This is a genomic window from Mesocryomonas lacus, from assembly GCF_055730135.2.
In genome coordinates, this window is record NZ_JBUZWE020000001.1 from 290,924 (window position 1) to 309,640 (window position 18,717).

Genomic DNA, 18,717 nt, shown 5'->3' on the forward strand with positions numbered 1-18,717 from the left:
GTCAGACCAGAGCAGCGAGACGGCAGAACTCATCGACGCTCAACGTCTCGGCACGGCGCTGCGGGTCGATGTCGGCTGCCAGAAGAATGCGCTCGCCGCCAAGAGACTTCACGCTTTGGCGCAGCATCTTGCGGCGCTGGCCGAAAGCTGCGGCGGTAACCGCCTCGAGCTTGGCCAGCGGCACGCCAATGGGCGAGGCCAGAGGCCGGATCTGGATCACCGAGGAAGTGACTTTCGGCGGCGGCGTGAAGGCTTCCGGTCCGACGTCGAAGAGCATGCGGGCGCTGGTCCGCCAGCCCGCCAGCACGCCGAGCCGCCCGTAATGGTCGGTGCCGGGCCCGGCGACAATCCGCTCGGCGACCTCCCGCTGGAACATTAGCGTCAGCTCGGTCCAGACCGGCGGCCATTGCGGCACGGTGATCCAGTCGAGCAGCAACTGCGTGCCGATGTTGTAGGGAAGGTTCGCGACGATCTTGACCGGCCGACCTCCCGAGAGCGCAGCGATATCGGTCTTCAGCGCATCCGCTTCGATGATGGTGAGGCGGCCGGGATAGTGCGCGGCGACGGCTTCGAGCGCCGCGATGCAGCGGCGGTCCTTTTCGATTACCGTGAGATGCTCGGCACCTTGCGCGAGGATCGCCCGCGTCAGCCCGCCGGGGCCTGGGCCCACCTCGATGACCGTGTGCCCGTCATAGGGCAGCGCCTGGCGGGCGATGCGTCCGGTGAGGTTGAGGTCGAGGAGAAAGTTCTGGCCGAGCGCCTTCTTCGGGTCGAGCCCGTGCTCCGCCATCACCGCGCGCAGCGGCGGCAGTCCGTCGATGGCGCTCACGAGCTGGTCCGGGCGACGCTGCGGGCGGCATGGTCGGCCATGCGGTCGGCGAGCCGTAAGGCGGCGATGAAGCTGTTCGGACGGGCGTGGCCGCTGCCGGCGATGTCCGCTGCGGTGCCGTGATCCGGAGAGGTTCGGATGATCGGCAGGCCGAGCGTCGTGTTCACCGTCTCGTCGAAGGCCAACATCTTGGCCGGGATCAGCGCCTGGTCATGGTACATGCACAGCGCGACGTCGTAGCGCGCCCGTGCCTCGGGATGAAACATGGTGTCGGCGGGGAGGGGCCCGACGGCGTCGATGCCCGACATCCGCAGCCTCTCGACGGCTGGTCGGATGACGGCCTCGTCCTCCTTGCCGATCGCCCCGCGCTCGCCCGCATGCGGATTGAGCCCGGCGACGGCGATGCGCGGAAACTCGATGCCCATCCGCGACTTCAGCTCGGCCGCGACAATCTCCGCGGTCTCGACGATGAGGTCGGCCGTCAGGGCGGCGGGAACGTCGACCAGCGGAATATGGATCGTGACGGGGACGCAGGAGAGATCGGGCCCGGTCAGTAGCATGACCGGCGTGAACGAGCGCTGCAGGACGGTGCCGCAGAGTTCGGCCAAATACTCGGTATGACCGGGGTGGCGGAAGCCGGCGTCGTAGAGCGCCTTCTTGTCGATCGGGTTCGTCACCACGGCCGAGGCCGCACCGTTGAGGGCGAAGGCTGTAGCGCGGTCGATCGCCTCGACGGTGCCGAGCGCATTCTGCGGATCGATCTGGCCGGGACGCTCGCTATGGCGGTTGATCAGCGGCAGGACGGGAATGGTCGTCGCAAAATGCCCTGAGGCTTCTTCCGGCCGCCCGATACGGACGATCGAAACGTCGATGCCGAGGCGGGAAGCGCGCGCTGCCAGCATGTCGGGATCTGCGAGGAGAAAGAACACTGGCAGCGGACGGTCCCGCCGGTCGGCATAGGCGGCGAGCGTCACGTCGGGCCCAACGCCCGACGGTTCGCCGATGGTGACGGCCAGAGGCGGCCGTGCGCCGGGTGTCATCGCCGGGTGATCACGGCTTTGTCCCGTAGCGACTTCAGGAGCTTGGCGTCGGGCTCCGACTTGCCCTTCTCCATGTCCTGCGACTGGAAGACCATCGCGGCCGTCTTGTCGTCGGAAATACTGCGCTGATCGCAGACGACGATGTATTCGACGCCGCGCTCGGTCTCCTGCGGCGGCGTGGCGCCGGACGAGGAGATCGCCGAGATCGAATCCTTCCACCGCTCCGGCAGGGCCGGCTGCGGCACGCGCCCGAGCTCGCGCACGGTCACGTCGCGCAGGCCCTTGGCGAATTCGTAGTTGGCCGGGCAAGACTGGAAGCGCGAGCGCATCGCGTTGGCTTCCTTCATCCGTCCGGCCTTCATCGCGGCGCGCTTGGCCTCGGGAACGACGAAGATCACCTGCTGCAGGGTGTACTCGGTGGTCTTAGGCTTCGTGCCGCCTTGCGCCAGCATCCGCTGCACCGCATCGGACTCGCTGACCCGTCCGCCGGCGCCACCGCTGCGCATGCTGGCCTGGACCGCCTGGCCCCAGCCCATCTGGACGCGGATGTAGTCCTTGAACGCCTTCTCGGAGAAGCCGACCTGGCCGAGCACCTGCGCCAGCTGCGCCGGCTGCAGCTTGTTGTCGGCGGCGAACTTCAGGAAGGCAGCATTCACCGCGGTGTCCGGGATGCTGATCCCCAGACGGCGCACTTCCTGCTTCTTGAGGGCTTCCTCGATCAGCTCGTCCGTGGCGGCTTTTGTCAGGTCGCCCTTGACGCGGCGCAGCTTCAGGAAGCTCGTGCGCTGCTTGATGGCGAAGGAGGTGACCGGGTCCTTGTTGACGATGACCGCGATCTCCGACGCGGCCGACGCTGGCTGCGCCAGGCCGGAGACCGCGCCGACGGTGGCGCAGGTCAGCAACAACGCCAGTGCGGACCGCTGGAAGATGCGTGATGCAGTCATGGCGTCTCGGCCTCCGGAATGCTGGACGTGCAGCTGTCTCGAACAATGGGCATGTCGTTGCGCTACATCGCTCTTTTGTCGAAACGATGGTGCCGCTACTCGTCGATCTTATACTTGTAGTCGATGTCGGCGATCGTCCGGAGCCCGAGCGTGAACATCACCGTGTTCTTCTGAGAGTCGTTGATCTGATATGCGCTCTCGGTGCTGGTGTAGGTCGCCAGCAGGCTGAAGCACTCGTCGAGATAGCCGAGACCCGCGGACTTGCTGATGAGGGTCGAGCTCTCGATGTCGTAGCTCAGCGAGCCATAGGCCGTCCAGTTGGCGTTCAGCTTCAGGTTGCCGCCGGTCGAGATCTGGCTGCGATCGACCGGCGAGCCATAAATCGGCTGCGCGTCGATGAAGGAGTAGGTCGCGCCGATGCTGCCGTGGCTGTTGCTGTAGGCCGTGCTGAGATCGGTCCGGCGCACGTCCATCGTCTTCTCGTCGAAACGGCCCTGCACGCCGAACTGCAGGCCGATCGGCGTCCCAAGCGTCACCGAGCTCACATAGTCCGACCGATCCGTCTCGAGGCCCGAGTCGAAGCCGACGAGCGCAAGGTCGATCTGGTCGTACGGGTTGTCGCCGGAAATGTGGTAGGACTGACCGATCATGGCGTCGAGCGCATAGCCGGTGGCAAAGGTGCCGGCATAACGCAGGCCGACATTGGCGCGGCTGCCGCCCTCGATCCGGTCGTAGCCGGAGAACTTGTCCATTTCGAACAGGTTGCCGGTGGTGAAGACGAGGCTCTGCGCGTCCTCGTTCGGCAGCTCGCCGGCCTTCGCCTCGTCCGGACGGATGATCAGCTGGCCGATCGGCTCGATGACGTGAGAGGAGTTCGCCGCCTCGATCAGGATGGGATAGCGCGCCTCGAGGGCGGCGGTCGCCATGCCCCGGAAGCCGGAGCCGTCGACACTGGTCCCGCCATCGAACGAGCCCTCATCGCCCACCGACATGTTGGCCTGATAGAGGTCGCCGCGGAGCCCGAGGGAGGGGGTCAGCAGCAGTCCCCCATCGGTCGTCAGCGTCCGGCGCCACTCGGCATTGGTCGAGCCGCGGGTGTAGTCGCCTTCCAGCACATTGCGGTTGTAGACGTCCCTTCGGAAGTCGGCGCAGCTGCCGTTGACGAAGAGGCCGGGCTCGCAGATCAGCCCGAGCGCGCCTTCCTGGCGGCGCAGGTGAACCAGATTGGTGTCGATCTCGATCTCACCGCCGCCGATCGGCGAATCGTTGATGGTTTCGTAGTCGAGCGTCGGCAGGATCTCGGGCTGCTTGTCCTGATCGAGGTCGCCCGTATTGTACTTCGACTGGATGTCGAAGCGCTGGGCGCGCAGGTCGAAGAAGCTGCGGTCGCCGAGACCGCTGAGGTAGATTTCCGAGGTGTGGAAGGTCTGGTTGAAGTTCTCGATGCCATAGGTCTGCGAGAAGTTCGAATCGCTCTGCGCCAGCACATCCCAGCCGAAGGTCCAGCGGTCGCTGAGATCGAACCGGCCGGTGGTGCCGACCATGCCGCGTTTGACCTCGCCGAGATCGACGCTGTTGATGTCGAAATTGTTCGGGTCGTTCTGCGAGATGCCGGCGGCCTGCAAGGTGAAGTAGCCGTTGCTGAACGCCTGACGGTACTCGACTTCGCCGAGGAAGCCCTGCTTGCTGTAATAGGTGCCGGCGACCGTCATGTCGTAGCTGTCGGACAGCGCGAAGAAGTACGGCACCCGCAAGCCGTAGCCGAGGTCGTCGGACGACTTGAAGGACGGCGTCAGGAAGCCGCTCTTGCGCTTAATGGTCGGGTCGGCCTGCTGGAAGTAGGGAAGGTACGCGATCGGCTGGCCGAAGAACTCGAACTTGGCGCCGTAATAGCGGATGACCTTTTCCTGCTGGTCCCAGACGATCTTGCGCGCCTTGACCTGCCACAGCGGTGCCCGCTCGGGGTGCTTCTTGCACGCCTCGCACGCGGTGTAGATGCCCTTCTCGAAGGTCGTGACGTTGCCGCTCTCGCGCACGGCGCCTTGCGCGGCAAAGCGCGTATTGTCGGGCGTCTCGATCCGCAGCGCGGTGATGAAGCCGTCGGCGAAGTCGTCGGTGATGTCGGCGCTGTCGGCGTAGACCTTATTGCCATCAGGCTGCAGCATCTCGACGTCACCACTGGCGACGAGACGCTTGGTCTGCTGGTTGTAGGTGACCTTCTTGGCGACGAGCTTGTAGCCGCCGTAGTCGATCTGAACGCCGCCGCCCGCCGTGACCAGCGACTTGTCGCGGTCGTAGACGACGGTGTCGGCCTCTAGGAACAGCTGCGCGTCGCTTGGGACCTTCACGGCCGCACCGAGCGGGTTCATCTGTTCCTGAGCGAGAGCCGAGGGACCGCTGGACAGAAGGGCGCACAGCGCCACGCTCGCCGAAAGCGTGAGGTGTCGGCCCGTTCTCACCATGAAGCGCGTTTTCCCCGTCGCTACCATACTAACCATCCTCCTGGTGAAGCAGGATCGTCACCCCGAACAGGCCTGCTGCCAAGACTGGGAACCACGCCGCCACAACCGGTGGAACAACCGAATTGCTTCCCAGCGCTTGCGCGAGGAACGTTACGACGTAAAGCACGAAGCCGGCGGTGATGCCACCGATTATCGTCCGGCTCGACTGCCCAGTTCTGGCAAATTGGATGGCCACCGTCGCGGCCAGGAGGGTCATCGCGACGAACAGCGCGGGCTTGGCCACCAGCGTGTTGTAATGCATCGCGAAGGCCTCGGCATTGTATCCGAGACTGCGGGCGACCTCGATCTTGGAATAGAGATCCCAGATCGGAATGGCCTGCGGGTCGGCGAGCTTCTGCTCGATAAATTCCGCACGCAGCGTCGTCGGCAAACGATAGTTCGCCGGCTTCTCCGGGGAGTAGCCGATCCGGGTCACGGTCGGCGAATCGATCAGCCAGGCATTTTCGACGAGCGTAGCGCTGGGCGCGTCGATACGGTCCCGCACCGTGCCGTCGTCGGCGAGGATGAAGGCGGTCACGCCGCCAAGCTTCAGGCCGCCATCCGACACCGCCTTGGCGCCGATGATCGACTCAACGCCTTCGCCGTTCTGCCGCAGCCAAGGGGCAAGGCCCGTGCTGGATTTGGTCTTGCCGCTGCCGAGCTGCGTCTCGATGTTGGCGGACTGCGCCTGCGCCATCGCCGCCAGCGGATTGTAGAGGAAGGTCGCGGCGGCCCCGAGCAGGATCGAGCCGACGATGAACGGCGCAAGGATCTGCCAGACCGACACGCCGGACGCCCGGGCCACCACCAGCTCCAGCTTCTTGTTCAGCGTGAGCAAGGTGAAGATCGAGGAGAACAGGATGACGAAAGGAAAGGCCTGCTCGATGAAGGCCGGGATGCGGAGCGCCGAGACGAGCGCGATGGTGCCGAAACTGACATCGGCGAAGCGGCCGCGGCGGCTAACCTCGATCATGTCGATGAGGTAGGCGAGCGCGAACACCACCACCAGCGACGAGAAGAAGCTGACGATATAGCGCTTGAAGAAGTAGAGGTTGAGCGTGCGCCGCATCATCGCCGGGTCTTCCCGTCACTGGAGGCAAGCATCGGCACCAGGCCGCGGAGGCTGCGGCCAGCCCGGGCGAAGGCGTCGCCGATCCGGTCGAACAGGCTCAGCTGCGAGATATTCACGTCGAGCCGGAGCAGCATGATGCTGGTGACGATGGAGAACAGCGGCACGAGGTAGATGACGAAGACCAGCCGCGGGTCGCGGTCGACCAGCGACATCGAGACAAAGCCCAGCGCCTTAAGCACTAAGGCGCCGGCCAGTCCGAGCGCCATCGCGATGCCCGGGCCCTGACGGTTGGTGCGCGGCTGGCTCGCCATCACCAGCGCCCAGAGCGCCATGGCGATCGGGTACAGCCAGTCGGACAGCCGCTGCGCCAGCTCCTTGCGGTAGGAATTGGGCTTGGCCTGGAAGTCGGCATCGTTCGGATCGGGGAAGGCGAGTTCGGCGGTCGAGCGTTCGGACGTGCGCACCCAGTCGCCATCCGAAGCCGGCCGGAGGCTGGCGAGATCGAAGGCGTAGGTCTGGAACTGGATGATCGACACCGCGCCATCGGCCGCGGTGCGGCGGTGCAGCTGACCGTCATACAGCAGCAGATACGAGGATTTGTCGCGCTCGAGGATCTTCGCTTCCTTGGCAAAGTAGGTGAGGTCGAGGCTTGGGTCGCGCTGGTCGGAGATGAAAAGGCTCTTCACCGTCGAGCCGTTCACTGCGCCGATGCTGAGGATCATGCCGTCCTGCACTTCCTCGAACCGTCCCGGCTGCAGGAACAGTGTGATGGCATCGGCATTGATGGTCCGGATGCCATCGTAGAAGCCGCGTTGCGCCATCGGTCCCAGCACGTGCGAGATGAACAGGACGAGCATGGCGGCGACGATCCCGAGGTAGAGGATCGGCCGGATGACCACCGCCGACGAGGCGCCGGACGATGAGATGACGGCGCGCTCGCTGTCGGCGTTCAGCGAGTTCAGCGCCTGGACGGCTCCGATCACCACGGCGAAGGGCACGACGCCAGCCGCAAGGTCCGGGATCAGCATCAGCGCGATCCAGAAAATGTTGCCGGCAGCCGAGGCGGTAGTGCGGACGATATCGATGCGCTGCAGCGCCTGAACCACCCAGACGATCAGGACGAGGGACGCCAGAGAGCCCAGGCTGAACACCATGGCCCGTCTGAAGATGTATCGTTCGAGAAGGCTCATGGCGTCGTCGTTTCTATGGTCTTCTCGGCCTCGGTCACGGTGCGGAGAGGTTCCCCCCTGTCGGTTCTGATGCTCATCCGTGCCTGAGAGTGCAGCAGCTTGGCTAAAGAAGGGCGAACAAGGGTGGTTAACGCACCCTTAACCGGGGTGGCGAGCCTTGCCCAGCCTTGCCAAGCCGGCGCCTGCTTCCATGATAGCGCCTGTGTCCTTTGCACCACGGCTGCCTTAGCGGCTACAAGGTGCGATCAGGCTCGCATGCCGGGCGAGCGCTCTCTTCCCAACGGAGTTTCCATGTCGAAGAAACCGTCCATCCAGTTCTCCGCGCTCGCCTTGCCGACGGCAGGCGTTCTCGTCGTTTTCGCCGGGCAGGGCACGGCGCTGGCCGCTTCCGTCCCGGCCGCGATCGGCGATCTCGTCCAGCGGGCGGCGGGGATCGCGAAGTTCACCGGCAAGCGGCTTTCGACCCTCGAACTGCTGGCACCGGCGGGCCTCGACGTCGACCGGATCCTCGTCATCGGCACGCACGGCGAGACGCCGCTCGGCGAGGAAGACTGGATGAAGCTCGGCGGTATCGCTGCCGCCAAGACGAAGGGCGCCGAGGTCATCACGTTATGGTGCGATGCAGCAGGCGCCGCCGTGGACGGTGCATCGGCAGCCGCGTTGGCGGCGGGCGTGATTCTGCGCGGCTATCACTTCGACCGCTACAAATCGAAGAAGCCGAAGAACGGTGACGAGGAAGAGACGAAGGACGTCGCGGAGACCGTGACGCTTGCCGTCAGCGACGCCGCCGCTGCGACCGCTGCCTTCGCGCGGTCCGAGGCGATCACCGAGGGCGTGATGCTCGCCCGCGATCTCGTCAACGAGCCGGCCAACGTGCTCGGCCCGGTCGAATACGCCGCGCACATCTCCGCGCTTGCCCCGCACGGCCTCGAGATCGAGATCCTCAACGAAGCCGACATGACTGAGCTGAAAATGTGGGCGCTCCTCGGCGTCGCGCAGGGTTCGCCGCGTCCGGCCCGCCTCGCCATCATGCGCTGGAACGGCGGCACCGAGGGCGAGGCGCCGATCGCCTTCGTCGGCAAGGGCGTCGTCTTCGACACCGGTGGCGTGTCGATCAAGCCCGCCGGCGGCATGGAGGACATGAAGGGTGACATGGGTGGCTCGGCAGCCGTCGTCGGTCTGATGCGCGCGCTTGCCGGCCGCAAGGCCAAAGTCAACGTCGTCGGCATCGTCGGCCTCGTCGAGAACGCCGTCGACGGCAACGCGCAGCGGCCGGGCGACATCGTCACCGCCATGTCCGGCACGACGATCGAGGTCATCAACACCGATGCCGAGGGCCGGCTCGTGCTCGCCGACGCGCTCTGGTATTGCCAGCAGCGTTTCCAGCCGAAGTTCATGATCGACCTCGCCACGCTGACCGGCGCGGTGATCGTGGCGCTCGGCAATCACAATGCCGGCCTGTTCTCCAACAATGACGAGCTGTCGGCGCGCCTGCACGCCGCCGGCCAGCTGACCGGCGAAAAGGTCTGGCGCCTGCCGCTCGCGCCGGAATACGACAAGCTGATCGAAGGCAAGTTCGCCGACATCAAGAACGTCGGCAATGGCCGCGCCGCCGGATCGATTACCGCTGCGCAGTTCCTGCAGCGCTTCGTCAACGACGTGCCTTGGGCGCATCTCGACATCGCGGGTACCGCGATGGGCTCTCCGTCCAACGAGTACAACCAGTCCTGGGCCTCGGGCTTCGGCGTGCGGCTGTTGAACCAGCTGGTCGAGGCGGACTACGAAGCAAAGTAACGCTAAGAAAAGGGGGCGGTCGTGGCCGAAGTGCTGTTCTACCACCTCACCGAGAGCCGTCTCGAGGAGGCCCTGCCGGACCTCCTCGAGAAGAGCGTCGCCCGCGGCTGGCGGGTCGTCGTGCAGGCGTTGACCGGCGAGCGCCGCGATGCGCTGGACCAGCACCTCTGGGTGTTTCGCGAGGAATCCTTTCTTCCGCATGGCACCGACGTCGATTCTAGCGGCGCGCTGCAGCCGATCCTGTTGACGGTCGACCCGGCCCAGGCCGCCAACGACCCGCAGTGCCGCTTCATGGTCGAGGGCGCCGTGCCCGATTCGCTGGAGCGCTATCTGCGGGGCGTCTATCTCTTCGACGGCCATAACGAGGAACAGGTCGCGAGCGCCCGGCGCCGCTGGAGCATCGAGAAGGCTGCCGGACATGTCGTCACCTACTGGCAACAGACCGACGACCGTCGCTGGGTCAAGAAGGCCTGAGGCAAGGGTACCAACCCGTCATGCGGAATCGGGTACGTCGTCCTCGGGACTTGGCACATAGGGCTCCCAGCCTTTCGGCTGCAGGTGCTCCTGCGGCAGATACCGGATCTTGTAGTCCATCTTGCGTGAACCCTTCACCCAGTAGCCGAGGTAGAGATAAGGCAGGCCGAGCTTCTTAGTCCGTTCGATGTGGTCGAGGATCATGTAGGTGCCGAGGCTGCGCTCGTGCTCGTCGGGGTCGAAGAACGAATAGACCATGGACATGCCATCGCCCATCACGTCGCTCAGCGCCGTGGCGACGAGCTGCCGGTCGGACGAGGCGAGGAAGCCCGAGTCCGGCCCGCGGCGCCTGTACTGGATCAGGCGGGTGTCGACTTGGCTGTCCTCGACCATCATCGCATAGTCGAGAACCGACATTTCGGACATCCCGCCGCGGGCGTGACGGTCGTCGAGGTAGCGGCGGAACAGCGCGTACTGCTCGGTCGAGGGCACAGCACGGTCGACCCGGCCGACGAGGTCGCGGTTGCGCGCCATCACCCGCTTCATCGACTTCGTCGGCTGGAACTGGTCGACGAGAATCCGCACCGAAATGCAAGAGCGGCAGCGCTCACACGCCGGACGGTAGGCGATGTTCTGGCTGCGCCTGAACCCGCCTTGCGTCAAAAGGTCGAGCAGTTCCGGCGCCCGTTCCCCGACGAGATGGGTGAACACCTTCCGTTCGAACTGTCCAGCGAGATACGGGCAGGGGGAGGGGGATGTAAGGAAGAACTGAGGTGTCTGCGGATGGGCAGTCATCAGCACGCAACCCTTCCTGACGAGGACCCGTCCCCGTACCGTGTTGTGTCGAGATAATCACAGGAAAGCCAGCTTTGAAACACTGGCTTCACGCGGGGATAGATGCGCGCCGTGCGGCTGCCGGCAAGCCTAGCGGTTGCGAACGACGACCGTCCCGAGCAGCAGGTCCTGCAGCAGCTGCTTGCGCGGGGTGAACAGCGCGACCAGCAGCACGAACGGCGTCAGCACGGCGTTCGATGCCCAAAAGATGACGCCATGCAAGATGGCGAGGGCCGGGTCGACCTTGCCGCCGTCGAGCCGCTCCAGGCGGACGCCGGCGAGGCGCATGCCAGGAGTGGCCTGCGATCTGCCGCCCATGGTGAAGCCGACATAGAGGATGGCGATCAGCGGCAGGAGGATGCCGTAGAGCAGCCAGCCGAGCCCGAGCGTCAGGATGCCGAGGAGGCCGACCACGATGGCGGCCGGAACCGACAGCAGCAGGATCAGCGTATAGTCGGCGATGAAGCCGAAGATCCGCCGCGAGCGAACGCCATCATACAGTCGCGGCGCGTCGAGATCGGTGCGGCGAGCTCCGTCGATGGTCTGGTCACTCATGGCGGTTCCGGTTTCCTTCAAAAGGCGGCCGACAGGAAGCGGCGGCGTCCCCTTGAGATGGGAAACCCGGCGCCCCGCTTCAATGACGCCTGCGCGGCGCTACTGCCCCTTCAGCATGCGGGCGATCCGCGGCGCGAAGTAGGTCAGCATCCCCGCCGCACCGGCGCGCTTGAACGCGGCGGCGCTCTCCATCATCGCCTTGTCGCCGTCCAGCCAGCCATTGCCAGCCGCCGCCATGATCATCGAGTACTCGCCCGAGGTCTGGTAGGCAAAGATCGGCAGGTTGAACGCACCGACGAGCCGCGACAGGATGTCGAGATAGGGCATTCCCGGCTTGACCATAATCATGTCGGCGCCCTCGGCGATGTCCTGCTCCGCCTCCCGGAAGGCCTCCTCGGCATTGCCGTAGTCCATCTGGTAGGTGCGCTTGTCGCCCTTGAGAATGCCGCCGGAGCCGACGGCGTCGCGGAACGGGCCGTAGAAGGCCGAGGCGTATTTCGCGGCGTAGGACATGATCATCGTGTCCGCGAGGCCCTCCGCGTCGAGCTCCGAACGGATGCAGGCCACGCGGCCGTCCATCATGTCGGACGGGCCGATGATGTCGCAGCCGGCTTTGGCCTGCACCAGTGCCTGCCGGCAGAGCACCTCGACCGATTCGTCGTTGTCGATGCGGTCGCCGCGCAGGACGCCATCATGGCCGTGGCTGGTATAGGGGTCGAGCGCGACGTCGCACATGATGCCGACCTCCGGCACTGCGGCCTTGATCGCCCGCGTGGCACGGCAGACGAGATTGTTCTCGTTCAGCGCCTCGCTGCCGCGCTCGTCGCGCAGCGCGTTCTCGGTGAAGGGAAACAGCGCGACGACGGGAATGCCGAGGTCCCGCGCCTCCTTGGCCGCGTCGACGCTGCGCTCGACCGAGAAACGCACCACCTCCGGCATGGAGGGCACCGGCTCGTCGGGACCGCCGCCCTCACGCACGAAAATCGGCCAGATCAGGTCGCTGGCGCCGACGGACGTCTCTCGCACCAGACGGCGCGACCATTCGCTCTGGCGCATGCGCCGAAGCCTGAGCCCGCCGGTCGCCGCATCGATGCGGGCGCTTACCTTGCTGCTGTCTGACATGAGGGAAATCCGGGTCCGAGGATAAAGTCGCGGCTTGCCCAAGGTCGGCCGACGGCTTTTGAGATTAGATGTCTTCTAAAGCATACCGGGGTCCGGCATCAACGCCTGCACCGGAAAGCGGTGCGGATCGGCCGGCTGCCGGAGGGATAAACCCGAGTGCCACCGGGCGATGTGATTGACCCCCTCGTCAGCGGACCTTAGCGTTGGCGCCGGCGGATCCTCCTCCTGCCGGTATCCGTGTGCCGACCTTTCGCCACGGGAGCGTCACGCGGATTTGTCGCCCAGAGTTAGTCACCGCTTGATCGGCGGACGACCACGTCTTCCTAGTTTGTCAGCATGCGCACGACGACGAACCGCACCTTCCGGGAAACCACGCTGCATGACCATCGCCGTCCCGCCCGAGGAAAAGGCCGACAGGCTGAACCGACTGCTCACGGTCACGCTGCTGCGAATCGCCGGCGTCTGTCTCTTCCTGCTCGGCGTCGAGACCTGGATCCGTCTCGTCGGCATTTATGACGGGCCGCTCTACCGCTTCGACCTGATGCCGCTCTGGTGGAAGATCGCGGCGCCGGCTCTCGCCGTCCTCTATCCCGTTGCAGGGGTCGGACTCTGGATGGCCGTCTCGTGGGGCGCCGTCACCTGGGCGATCGTCGCCGCGGTGGAAATTATCATGCACGGCGTCTTTCCCGAGCTGTTCGGCGGCGTGACGCTCCTCGTCATCTTCCACATTTCCGGCTTGTCCATGCTCCTCGTGCTGCGGCTGATCGACTGGTGGGTTACCCGCCAACGCCTGCTCCGCCGAGGTTCGCGTCAGTTTGAACAAATCGGTAAGCATTCCCCGGGGAATTCATTAAGCAAGAGGGGCGATGCTGCCGAGGTAAGATCACATTAAGCCTGCGTTTTAATTCGAATTTTAGGCGCGCTGCCTATTGTTGGTCTCAAGATGAAGCCGAACGAGAGCACTCATCAAAAGCAACAGCGGAGCCTATACTATGAACACCCAGATCAAGCACGACGTCGACGCCCAGCCGGAACAGAAGATCGAACTGAAGTCGCTCTACCTGGAAACCGTCCAGCTGGTCGAGCGCCTGCACCGTCGCCTGCTCGACGTGATCAAGGACGAGTTCGAGCGCAGCGGCCGCACCGACATCAACGCCGTCCAGGCGCTCCTGCTCTTCAACATCGGCGACTCGGTCCTCACCGCCGGCGAGCTGCGCTCGCGGGGCTTCTACCTCGGCTCCAACGTTTCCTATAACCTCAAGAAGCTCGTCGACCTCGGCTTCATCGACCATCAGCGTTCGCGGGTCGACCGCCGCGCCGTCCGGGTCCAGCTGACCGAGACCGGCACCGAGATCGCCGCGAAGGTGGCGGAGCTCTACGACCGGCACATCGGCTCGATCGACAAGGTCGGCGGCCTCGACGAGCAGGAGTTCACCAAGATGAACAAGTCGCTGCAGCGTCTCGACCGGTTCTGGAACGACCAGATCCTGTATCGTCTCTAGGCTTTTCGATGGTCCGCTCTCGTTCGGCGAACTGATCACCTTGATGGCATCAGATCAAGGCCTCGTGACCCCAGCGGGACACGGGGCCTTTTCGTTGCGTAAAAGCCGCACTGGTCGACGGGAAGTACTTGTAGAGGCCGGTAAATCCACGCTTTGGCCATATTGCCGTGTCGATCCTTTCCGCAGACATCGTTCTTGCGTGGATCTCAGGCCGTTTGCGGTCCGTTTACCAAGCTCACTCCATAAGGGTGTTGGAAAACGATGGTCCGCCCCAGGCCGAGACCCTCGCCGATTTGATAGGATTAGACATGACGAAGGCCAAGACCGGCTTCGAATCGACGGCGATCTCACGCCGCGCCTTCTTCGCAGGGACGGCCGCGGCGGGCGCGCTGATGTTGCCAGGTGTCAGCCGCGCGCAGTCCGCGATGGACGATCTGCTGCGCTCGAGCGGCCGGGGCAACTGGGATGACCAGTTCGATACCCGTGGCTCCAACACTGTCCGCGTCGCTTCGAACGAGCCGGTCTTCTCGCCGAATACCGTCTCCTCGCTGCAGCAGGCCATCGAGCAGTATCGCCAGATCGTCGGCGCCGGCGGCTGGCCGATGGTGCCGGACCAGGAGAAGCTGCAGCTCGGCGTTCAAAGCCCGTCCGTTTCGGCGCTCCGCCAGCGCCTGATGGTGTCGGGCGACCTGCCGCAGTCCGCCGGCCTGTCGCAGTCGTTCGATACCTATGTCGACGCGGCCGCCAAGCGCTTCCAGGCCCGTCACGGCCTGCCGAGCGACGGCGTGGTCTCGACCTATTCCTACAAGGCGCTGAACGTGCCGGCCGATATTCGCCTCGGCCAGCTGCAGACCAACCTTGTGCGCCTGCAGTCGATGAACGGCTTCCTCGGCGGCCGCTTCGTGATGGTGAACATTCCCGCGGCCGCTATCGAGGCCGTCGAGAACGGACGGGTCGTCCAGCGTCACACCGCCGTTGTCGGCAAGATCGACCGCCAGACCCCGATCCTCAACTCGAAGATCACCAACCTCAACCTCAATCCCTACTGGCATGCGCCGGTCTCGATCGTCCGCAAGGACATCATTCCGTTGATGCAGAAGAGCCCGGACTACCTCACCAAGAACGACATCCACATCTTTGCGCCGGATGGCAGCGAGATTCCGCCGGAGTCGATCAACTGGAATTCGGACGACGCGACGCGTTACCTGTTCCGTCAGAACCCGGGCAAGAACAACGCGATGAGTTCGGTGAAGATCAACTTCCCGAACCCGCATGCCGTGTACATGCACGATACGCCGCAGCAGAGCCTGTTCTCCAAGCTGATGCGCTTCGAGTCGTCCGGCTGCGTGCGCGTTCAGAACGTGCGCGACCTCGTGGTCTGGCTCGCCCGCGACGAGGGGGGCTGGGATCGCCAGACCATCGAAAAGATCATCGCGGCCCGGACGCGCCAGGACATCGACCTCAAGAACCCCGTCCCGGTCTACTTCACCTATATCAGCGCCTGGGCGACCGATCCGTCGGTGGTTCAGTTCCGTGATGACATCTACCACCGTGACGGCTCGGAACTCCTGGCGATGAACGACCTTTCGACCACCGCCTACCAGAGCGGCGAGCAGGTCCAGACTCAGGCGCCGGCAGAAGATCAGCCTTACTGACACAGCGTCATTTCGAACAATTGAAACGGCCGGGGACCCCAAGTCCCCGGCCGTTTCGCTTTAGGACCGGGGAACGTCGCGTTCGGACGCTTGGCGCGGCTTCCGGACCTATGGTATCGGGCAAATGAGTTCCCGCGGGCATTCGCCCGCCCAGAGATCGGAGTGACCGGAATGTCCGAGGCTAACACCGCGCCGAGCACCGTCGCCGACGGCTTCTTCTCCAGCGGCATCGGGACCGCCGATCCCGCGCTGTTCGACGCGATGCGGGGCGAATTGAAGCGCCAGCAGCACGAGATCGAGCTGATCGCCTCCGAGAACATCGTCTCGCGCGCCGTCCTGGAAGCGCAGGGCTCCGTCCTCACCAACAAATACGCCGAGGGCTATCCAGGCCGCCGCTATTACGGCGGCTGCGAATATGTCGACGTCGTCGAGCAGCTGGCCATCGACCGCGCCAAGGAGCTGTTCGGCTGCGGCTTTGCCAACGTCCAGCCGAACTCCGGCAGCCAGGCCAACCAGGCGGTCCTCCTCGCACTGTCGAAGCCGGGCGAGACCCTGCTCGGCATGAGCCTCGACGCCGGCGGCCATCTGACCCACGGTGCCAAACCGAACATGTCGGGCAAGTGGTTCAACGCCGTCCAGTACGGCCTCGATCTCGCGACCGGGCTGATCGACTACGACCAGGTCGAGCGTCTGGCCGAGGAGTCGAAGCCCGCCATCATCATCGCCGGCGGCTCGGCCTATTCGCGCGTCATCGACTTCGCACGCTTCCGTGCCATCGCCGACAAGGTCGGCGCGATCCTCTGGGTCGACATGGCGCATTTTGCCGGCCTCGTCGCCGGCGGCGTTCACCCGAGCCCGTTCCCGCACGCCCATGTCGCGACCTCGACGACGCACAAGACCTTGCGCGGACCGCGCGGCGGCCTGGTGCTGACCAATGACGAGGCGATCGCCAAGAAGATCAACTCGGCGATCTTCCCCGGCCTGCAGGGCGGCCCACTGATGCACGTCATCGCCGGCAAGGCCGTCGCCTTCGGCGAGGCGCTGACGCCCGCCTACAAGAGCTACATGAACGCCGTCGCCGAGAACGCCAGGGTCCTGGCCCAGACGCTGGTGGAGGGCGGTCTCGGCATCGTCTCCGGCGGCACCGACACGCACCTGATGCTGGTCGACCTCCGGCCGAAGCTCTTGAACGGCAAGGCGTCGGAAACCGCGCTCGGCCGCGCCGGCATCACCTGCAACAAGAACGCCGTCCCGAACGATCCGGAAAAGCCGGCCGTCACGTCCGGTATCCGCCTCGGTACGCCGGCGGCGACCACGCGCGGCTTCGGCACCGAGGAGTTCCGCGAGGTCGGCAAGCTGATCGTCGAGGTTCTCGATGGCCTGAAGGCGTCGAATTCGGATGAGGGCAATGCCGCGGTCGAGGCCAGTGTGAAGGAGAGGGTGCTGGCGATGACGGCGCGCTTCCCGATCTATGCCGGCCTCGGCTAGCTGACGCATGCGCTGCCCCTATTGCAGCTCGCAGGATAGCCAGGTGAAGGATTCGCGGCCCGCCGAGGACGGCGGCGCGATCCGTCGCCGGCGGGTCTGCCCGGATTGCGGGGGCCGCTTCACCACTTTCGAGCGCGTGCAGCTGCGCGAACTGATGGTGGTGAAGAAGTCCGGCCGTCGCGTCCTGTTCGAGCGCGACAAGCTGGCGCGCTCGGTCCATGTCGCCTTGCGAAAGCGCCCGGTCGATGCCGACCGGGTGGAGCGGATGATCTCGGGCATTGTCCGGCAGCTGGAATCGACGGGCGAGTCGGAGATCAGCTCGGATCACGTTGGCCTTCTTGTCATGGAAGCGCTGCGCGGCCTCGACGACGTCGCCTATGTCCGCTTCGCCTCGGTCTACCGCGATTTCCGCGAGGCTCAGGATTTTGCCGCAGTGATCGGCGAACTCGCGCGGGCCGCGGCCGATCCGCTGGTGGATGCCGAGGGTCGTCCGCTGCTGCCGGCCACGAGGCTCAGTCCGCCGCCGCAGGCCGATGGTGGCTGACGCCGGCAACGAGACCGACCGCCGCTTCATGGCGGCGGTCATCCGCCTGTCCGAGCGGCATGTTGGCCTGTCCGGCACGAACCCTTCCGTCGGATCGATCATCGTGCGCGACGACGGGCAAGGACCCGTCATCGTCGGCAGCGGGATCACCGCGGTGGGAGGGCGACCGCACGCCGAGACGATCGCGCTCGCCGAAGCCGGAGATCGCGCCGTCGGAGCCACCGCCTATGTCACGCTCGAACCCTGCGCCCATCACGGTCGTACGCCGCCTTGCGCCGAAGCGCTGGTGCGGGCCGGGATCGCCCGCGTGGTCTATGCCGCGGGCGATCCCGATGCGCGGGTGAGCGGCAAGGGCGCGGCGATCCTCTTCGCGGCCGGACTTGCCGTCACCCCGCACCTGATGGCCGGCGACGCGCGGAACCCATTGTCGAACTACCTGACTCGTCTTTTAAAGAAGCGCCCGGAAGTGACTCTGAAGATGGCCGTTTCGCGCGACGGCAGGATCGGGCGAACCGGCGGCGGCCAGATCGCTATCACCGGCCCGGTCGCCAATGCGCAGACGCATCTCCTGCGTGCCCGCAGCGACGCGATCCTCGTCGGCGTCGGGACCGTGCTCGAGGACGATCCTTCGCTGACCTGCCGCCTGCCGGGGCTTGCCGCCCGCTCACCGTTGAGGATCGTCCTCGATGCGCGGATGGAGACGCCGCTCGGCGCGCAGGTGGTGACGAGCGCACGCGCGACGCCGACGGCGCTCGCCGTTGTTGCCGGGCTCGGCTGCTGCGATGCCGCGCCCTTCCGGAACGCCGGCTGCGAGTTCATCGCCTGCGAGGCCGAGCCGGGAACGGAGCGCATCGCGCTTGAGGAACTGCTCGACGATCTCGCCGCGCGGGGGCTTTCGAGCCTTCTGGTCGAGGGCGGCGCCCGCGCGGCCCGCGCCTTCATCGACCAGGATCTCGTTGACCGGATCGTGCTCGTCGAGGGCAGCGCCCTGATCGGCGAGGCCGGATTGCCGGCGCCGGTGACGCCTTCCAGCCTGCCGCCCGGCTTCCGGCTCAGCCGGACGCTGCATCTGGGCGCGGACATCTGGCGCGAATACGTGCGGTAACGCGGGGCCCGTCACTGCCGCCGCAACGACGGGCCTGCGGTTTTGAAGCGCCGGGCAAGGGGTGCTAT

General features: G+C 65.5%; 17 protein-coding genes. 8 read left to right on the top strand and 9 right to left on the bottom strand.

Going from position 1 to position 18,717, the window contains the following annotated elements:
• Position 1 precedes the first annotated feature (1 nt).
• The 6 genes from rsmA to ACZLZY_RS01405 form a co-directional block, all read right to left on the bottom strand.
• Positions 2 to 829 (bottom strand): 16S rRNA (adenine(1518)-N(6)/adenine(1519)-N(6))-dimethyltransferase RsmA, encoded by an 828-nt coding sequence (rsmA, locus tag ACZLZY_RS01380; RefSeq protein ID WP_472931615.1) that lies wholly within the window; start codon positions 827 to 829, stop codon positions 2 to 4.
• On the bottom strand, positions 826 to 1,869 hold the full coding sequence (gene pdxA / locus ACZLZY_RS01385) for a 4-hydroxythreonine-4-phosphate dehydrogenase PdxA (protein WP_472931616.1): 1,044 nt from the start codon (positions 1,867 to 1,869) through the stop codon (positions 826 to 828). The genes rsmA and pdxA overlap by 4 nt, the downstream gene beginning before the upstream one ends.
• Entirely contained in the window at positions 1,866 to 2,813 is a 948-nt protein-coding gene (locus tag ACZLZY_RS01390; RefSeq protein ID WP_472931617.1) for a SurA N-terminal domain-containing protein, read from the bottom strand. Before ACZLZY_RS01390 ends, pdxA begins: the two co-directional genes overlap by 4 nt.
• A gap of 95 nt (positions 2,814 to 2,908) precedes the next feature.
• Entirely contained in the window at positions 2,909 to 5,275 is a 2,367-nt protein-coding gene (locus ACZLZY_RS01395) for an LPS-assembly protein LptD (protein ID WP_472931618.1), read from the bottom strand.
• A 28-nt stretch (positions 5,276 to 5,303) separates the two neighbouring features.
• The gene (gene lptG / locus ACZLZY_RS01400) at positions 5,304 to 6,386 is read right to left on the bottom strand and encodes an LPS export ABC transporter permease LptG (RefSeq protein ID WP_472931619.1); all 1,083 of its coding nucleotides are present in this window, start codon (positions 6,384 to 6,386) and stop codon (positions 5,304 to 5,306) included.
• Positions 6,383 to 7,576: an LptF/LptG family permease gene (locus ACZLZY_RS01405; RefSeq protein WP_472931620.1), complete on the bottom strand. Its 1,194-nt coding sequence runs from the start codon at positions 7,574 to 7,576 to the stop codon at positions 6,383 to 6,385. Before ACZLZY_RS01405 ends, lptG begins: the two co-directional genes overlap by 4 nt.
• Before the next feature lie 291 nt (positions 7,577 to 7,867).
• Here ACZLZY_RS01405 and ACZLZY_RS01410 point away from each other — a divergent pair, with 291 nt between their 5' ends.
• Together ACZLZY_RS01410 and ACZLZY_RS01415 are read left to right on the top strand one after the other, a co-directional pair.
• The gene (locus ACZLZY_RS01410; protein WP_472931621.1) at positions 7,868 to 9,370 is read left to right on the top strand and encodes a leucyl aminopeptidase; all 1,503 of its coding nucleotides are present in this window, start codon (positions 7,868 to 7,870) and stop codon (positions 9,368 to 9,370) included.
• Between the two features lie 21 nt (positions 9,371 to 9,391).
• Entirely contained in the window at positions 9,392 to 9,844 is a 453-nt protein-coding gene (locus ACZLZY_RS01415) for a DNA polymerase III subunit chi (RefSeq protein ID WP_472931622.1), read from the top strand.
• 18 nt (positions 9,845 to 9,862) lie between these two features.
• Here the strand turns inward: ACZLZY_RS01415 and ACZLZY_RS01420 are convergent, their stop codons facing one another.
• From ACZLZY_RS01420 to hemB, 3 genes are all read right to left on the bottom strand, one after another.
• Positions 9,863 to 10,639 carry an arginyltransferase gene (locus ACZLZY_RS01420; RefSeq protein ID WP_472931943.1) on the bottom strand — a complete coding sequence of 259 codons (777 nt, stop codon included), beginning with the start codon at positions 10,637 to 10,639 and terminating at the stop codon, positions 9,863 to 9,865.
• A 129-nt stretch (positions 10,640 to 10,768) separates the two neighbouring features.
• Positions 10,769 to 11,233, bottom strand: coding sequence for an RDD family protein (locus ACZLZY_RS01425; protein WP_472931623.1), 465 nt, complete (start codon positions 11,231 to 11,233; stop codon positions 10,769 to 10,771).
• A 99-nt stretch (positions 11,234 to 11,332) separates the two neighbouring features.
• Positions 11,333 to 12,355, bottom strand: coding sequence for a porphobilinogen synthase (gene hemB / locus ACZLZY_RS01430; protein WP_472931624.1), 1,023 nt, complete (start codon positions 12,353 to 12,355; stop codon positions 11,333 to 11,335).
• 379 nt (positions 12,356 to 12,734) lie between these two features.
• On the opposite strand from hemB, the gene ACZLZY_RS01435 reads away from it, so the two are divergent.
• The 6 genes from ACZLZY_RS01435 to ribD all read left to right on the top strand — a co-directional run bounded on the left by ACZLZY_RS01435 (position 12,735) and on the right by ribD (position 18,649).
• A complete protein-coding gene (locus tag ACZLZY_RS01435; RefSeq protein ID WP_472931625.1) occupies positions 12,735 to 13,247 on the top strand; it encodes a DUF6163 family protein in 513 nt (170 codons plus the stop codon).
• 100 nt (positions 13,248 to 13,347) lie between these two features.
• Positions 13,348 to 13,857, top strand: coding sequence for a transcriptional regulator LdtR (gene ldtR, locus ACZLZY_RS01440; RefSeq protein ID WP_472931626.1), 510 nt, complete (start codon positions 13,348 to 13,350; stop codon positions 13,855 to 13,857).
• 308 nt (positions 13,858 to 14,165) lie between these two features.
• Positions 14,166 to 15,512, top strand: a complete 1,347-nt coding sequence (locus ACZLZY_RS01445) for a L,D-transpeptidase family protein (RefSeq protein WP_472931627.1) — start codon at positions 14,166 to 14,168, stop codon at positions 15,510 to 15,512.
• A gap of 171 nt (positions 15,513 to 15,683) precedes the next feature.
• Positions 15,684 to 17,000: a serine hydroxymethyltransferase gene (glyA, locus tag ACZLZY_RS01450; protein ID WP_472931628.1), complete on the top strand. Its 1,317-nt coding sequence runs from the start codon at positions 15,684 to 15,686 to the stop codon at positions 16,998 to 17,000.
• A 7-nt stretch (positions 17,001 to 17,007) separates the two neighbouring features.
• Positions 17,008 to 17,544 (top strand): transcriptional regulator NrdR, encoded by a 537-nt coding sequence (nrdR, locus tag ACZLZY_RS01455; RefSeq protein WP_472931629.1) that lies wholly within the window; start codon positions 17,008 to 17,010, stop codon positions 17,542 to 17,544.
• Entirely contained in the window at positions 17,534 to 18,649 is a 1,116-nt protein-coding gene (gene ribD / locus ACZLZY_RS01460) for a bifunctional diaminohydroxyphosphoribosylaminopyrimidine deaminase/5-amino-6-(5-phosphoribosylamino)uracil reductase RibD (RefSeq protein WP_472931630.1), read from the top strand. The genes nrdR and ribD overlap by 11 nt, the downstream gene beginning before the upstream one ends.
• The last annotated feature ends 68 nt before the right edge of the window (positions 18,650 to 18,717 follow it).

Excerpts from the sequence above, each read along its gene's own strand:
- ACZLZY_RS01395 (WP_472931618.1), bottom strand. The coding sequence starts at position 5,275 with ATGGTGAGAACGGGCCGACACCTCACGCTTTCGGCGAGCGTGGCGCTG.
- pdxA (WP_472931616.1), bottom strand. The coding sequence starts at position 1,869 with ATGACACCCGGCGCACGGCCGCCTCTGGCCGTCACCATCGGCGAACCG.
- hemB (WP_472931624.1), bottom strand. The coding sequence starts at position 12,355 with ATGTCAGACAGCAGCAAGGTAAGCGCCCGCATCGATGCGGCGACCGGC.
- ACZLZY_RS01420 (WP_472931943.1), bottom strand. The coding sequence starts at position 10,639 with ATGACTGCCCATCCGCAGACACCTCAGTTCTTCCTTACATCCCCCTCC.
- ribD (WP_472931630.1), top strand. The coding sequence starts at position 17,534 with ATGGTGGCTGACGCCGGCAACGAGACCGACCGCCGCTTCATGGCGGCG.
- lptG (WP_472931619.1), bottom strand. The coding sequence starts at position 6,386 with ATGATGCGGCGCACGCTCAACCTCTACTTCTTCAAGCGCTATATCGTC.
- glyA (WP_472931628.1), top strand. The coding sequence starts at position 15,684 with ATGTCCGAGGCTAACACCGCGCCGAGCACCGTCGCCGACGGCTTCTTC.
- ACZLZY_RS01425 (WP_472931623.1), bottom strand. The coding sequence starts at position 11,233 with ATGAGTGACCAGACCATCGACGGAGCTCGCCGCACCGATCTCGACGCG.
- nrdR (WP_472931629.1), top strand. The coding sequence starts at position 17,008 with ATGCGCTGCCCCTATTGCAGCTCGCAGGATAGCCAGGTGAAGGATTCG.
- ACZLZY_RS01410 (WP_472931621.1), top strand. The coding sequence starts at position 7,868 with ATGTCGAAGAAACCGTCCATCCAGTTCTCCGCGCTCGCCTTGCCGACG.
- ACZLZY_RS01405 (WP_472931620.1), bottom strand. The coding sequence starts at position 7,576 with ATGAGCCTTCTCGAACGATACATCTTCAGACGGGCCATGGTGTTCAGC.
- ACZLZY_RS01445 (WP_472931627.1), top strand. The coding sequence starts at position 14,166 with ATGACGAAGGCCAAGACCGGCTTCGAATCGACGGCGATCTCACGCCGC.
- ACZLZY_RS01435 (WP_472931625.1), top strand. The coding sequence starts at position 12,735 with ATGACCATCGCCGTCCCGCCCGAGGAAAAGGCCGACAGGCTGAACCGA.
- ACZLZY_RS01390 (WP_472931617.1), bottom strand. The coding sequence starts at position 2,813 with ATGACTGCATCACGCATCTTCCAGCGGTCCGCACTGGCGTTGTTGCTG.
- ldtR (WP_472931626.1), top strand. The coding sequence starts at position 13,348 with ATGAACACCCAGATCAAGCACGACGTCGACGCCCAGCCGGAACAGAAG.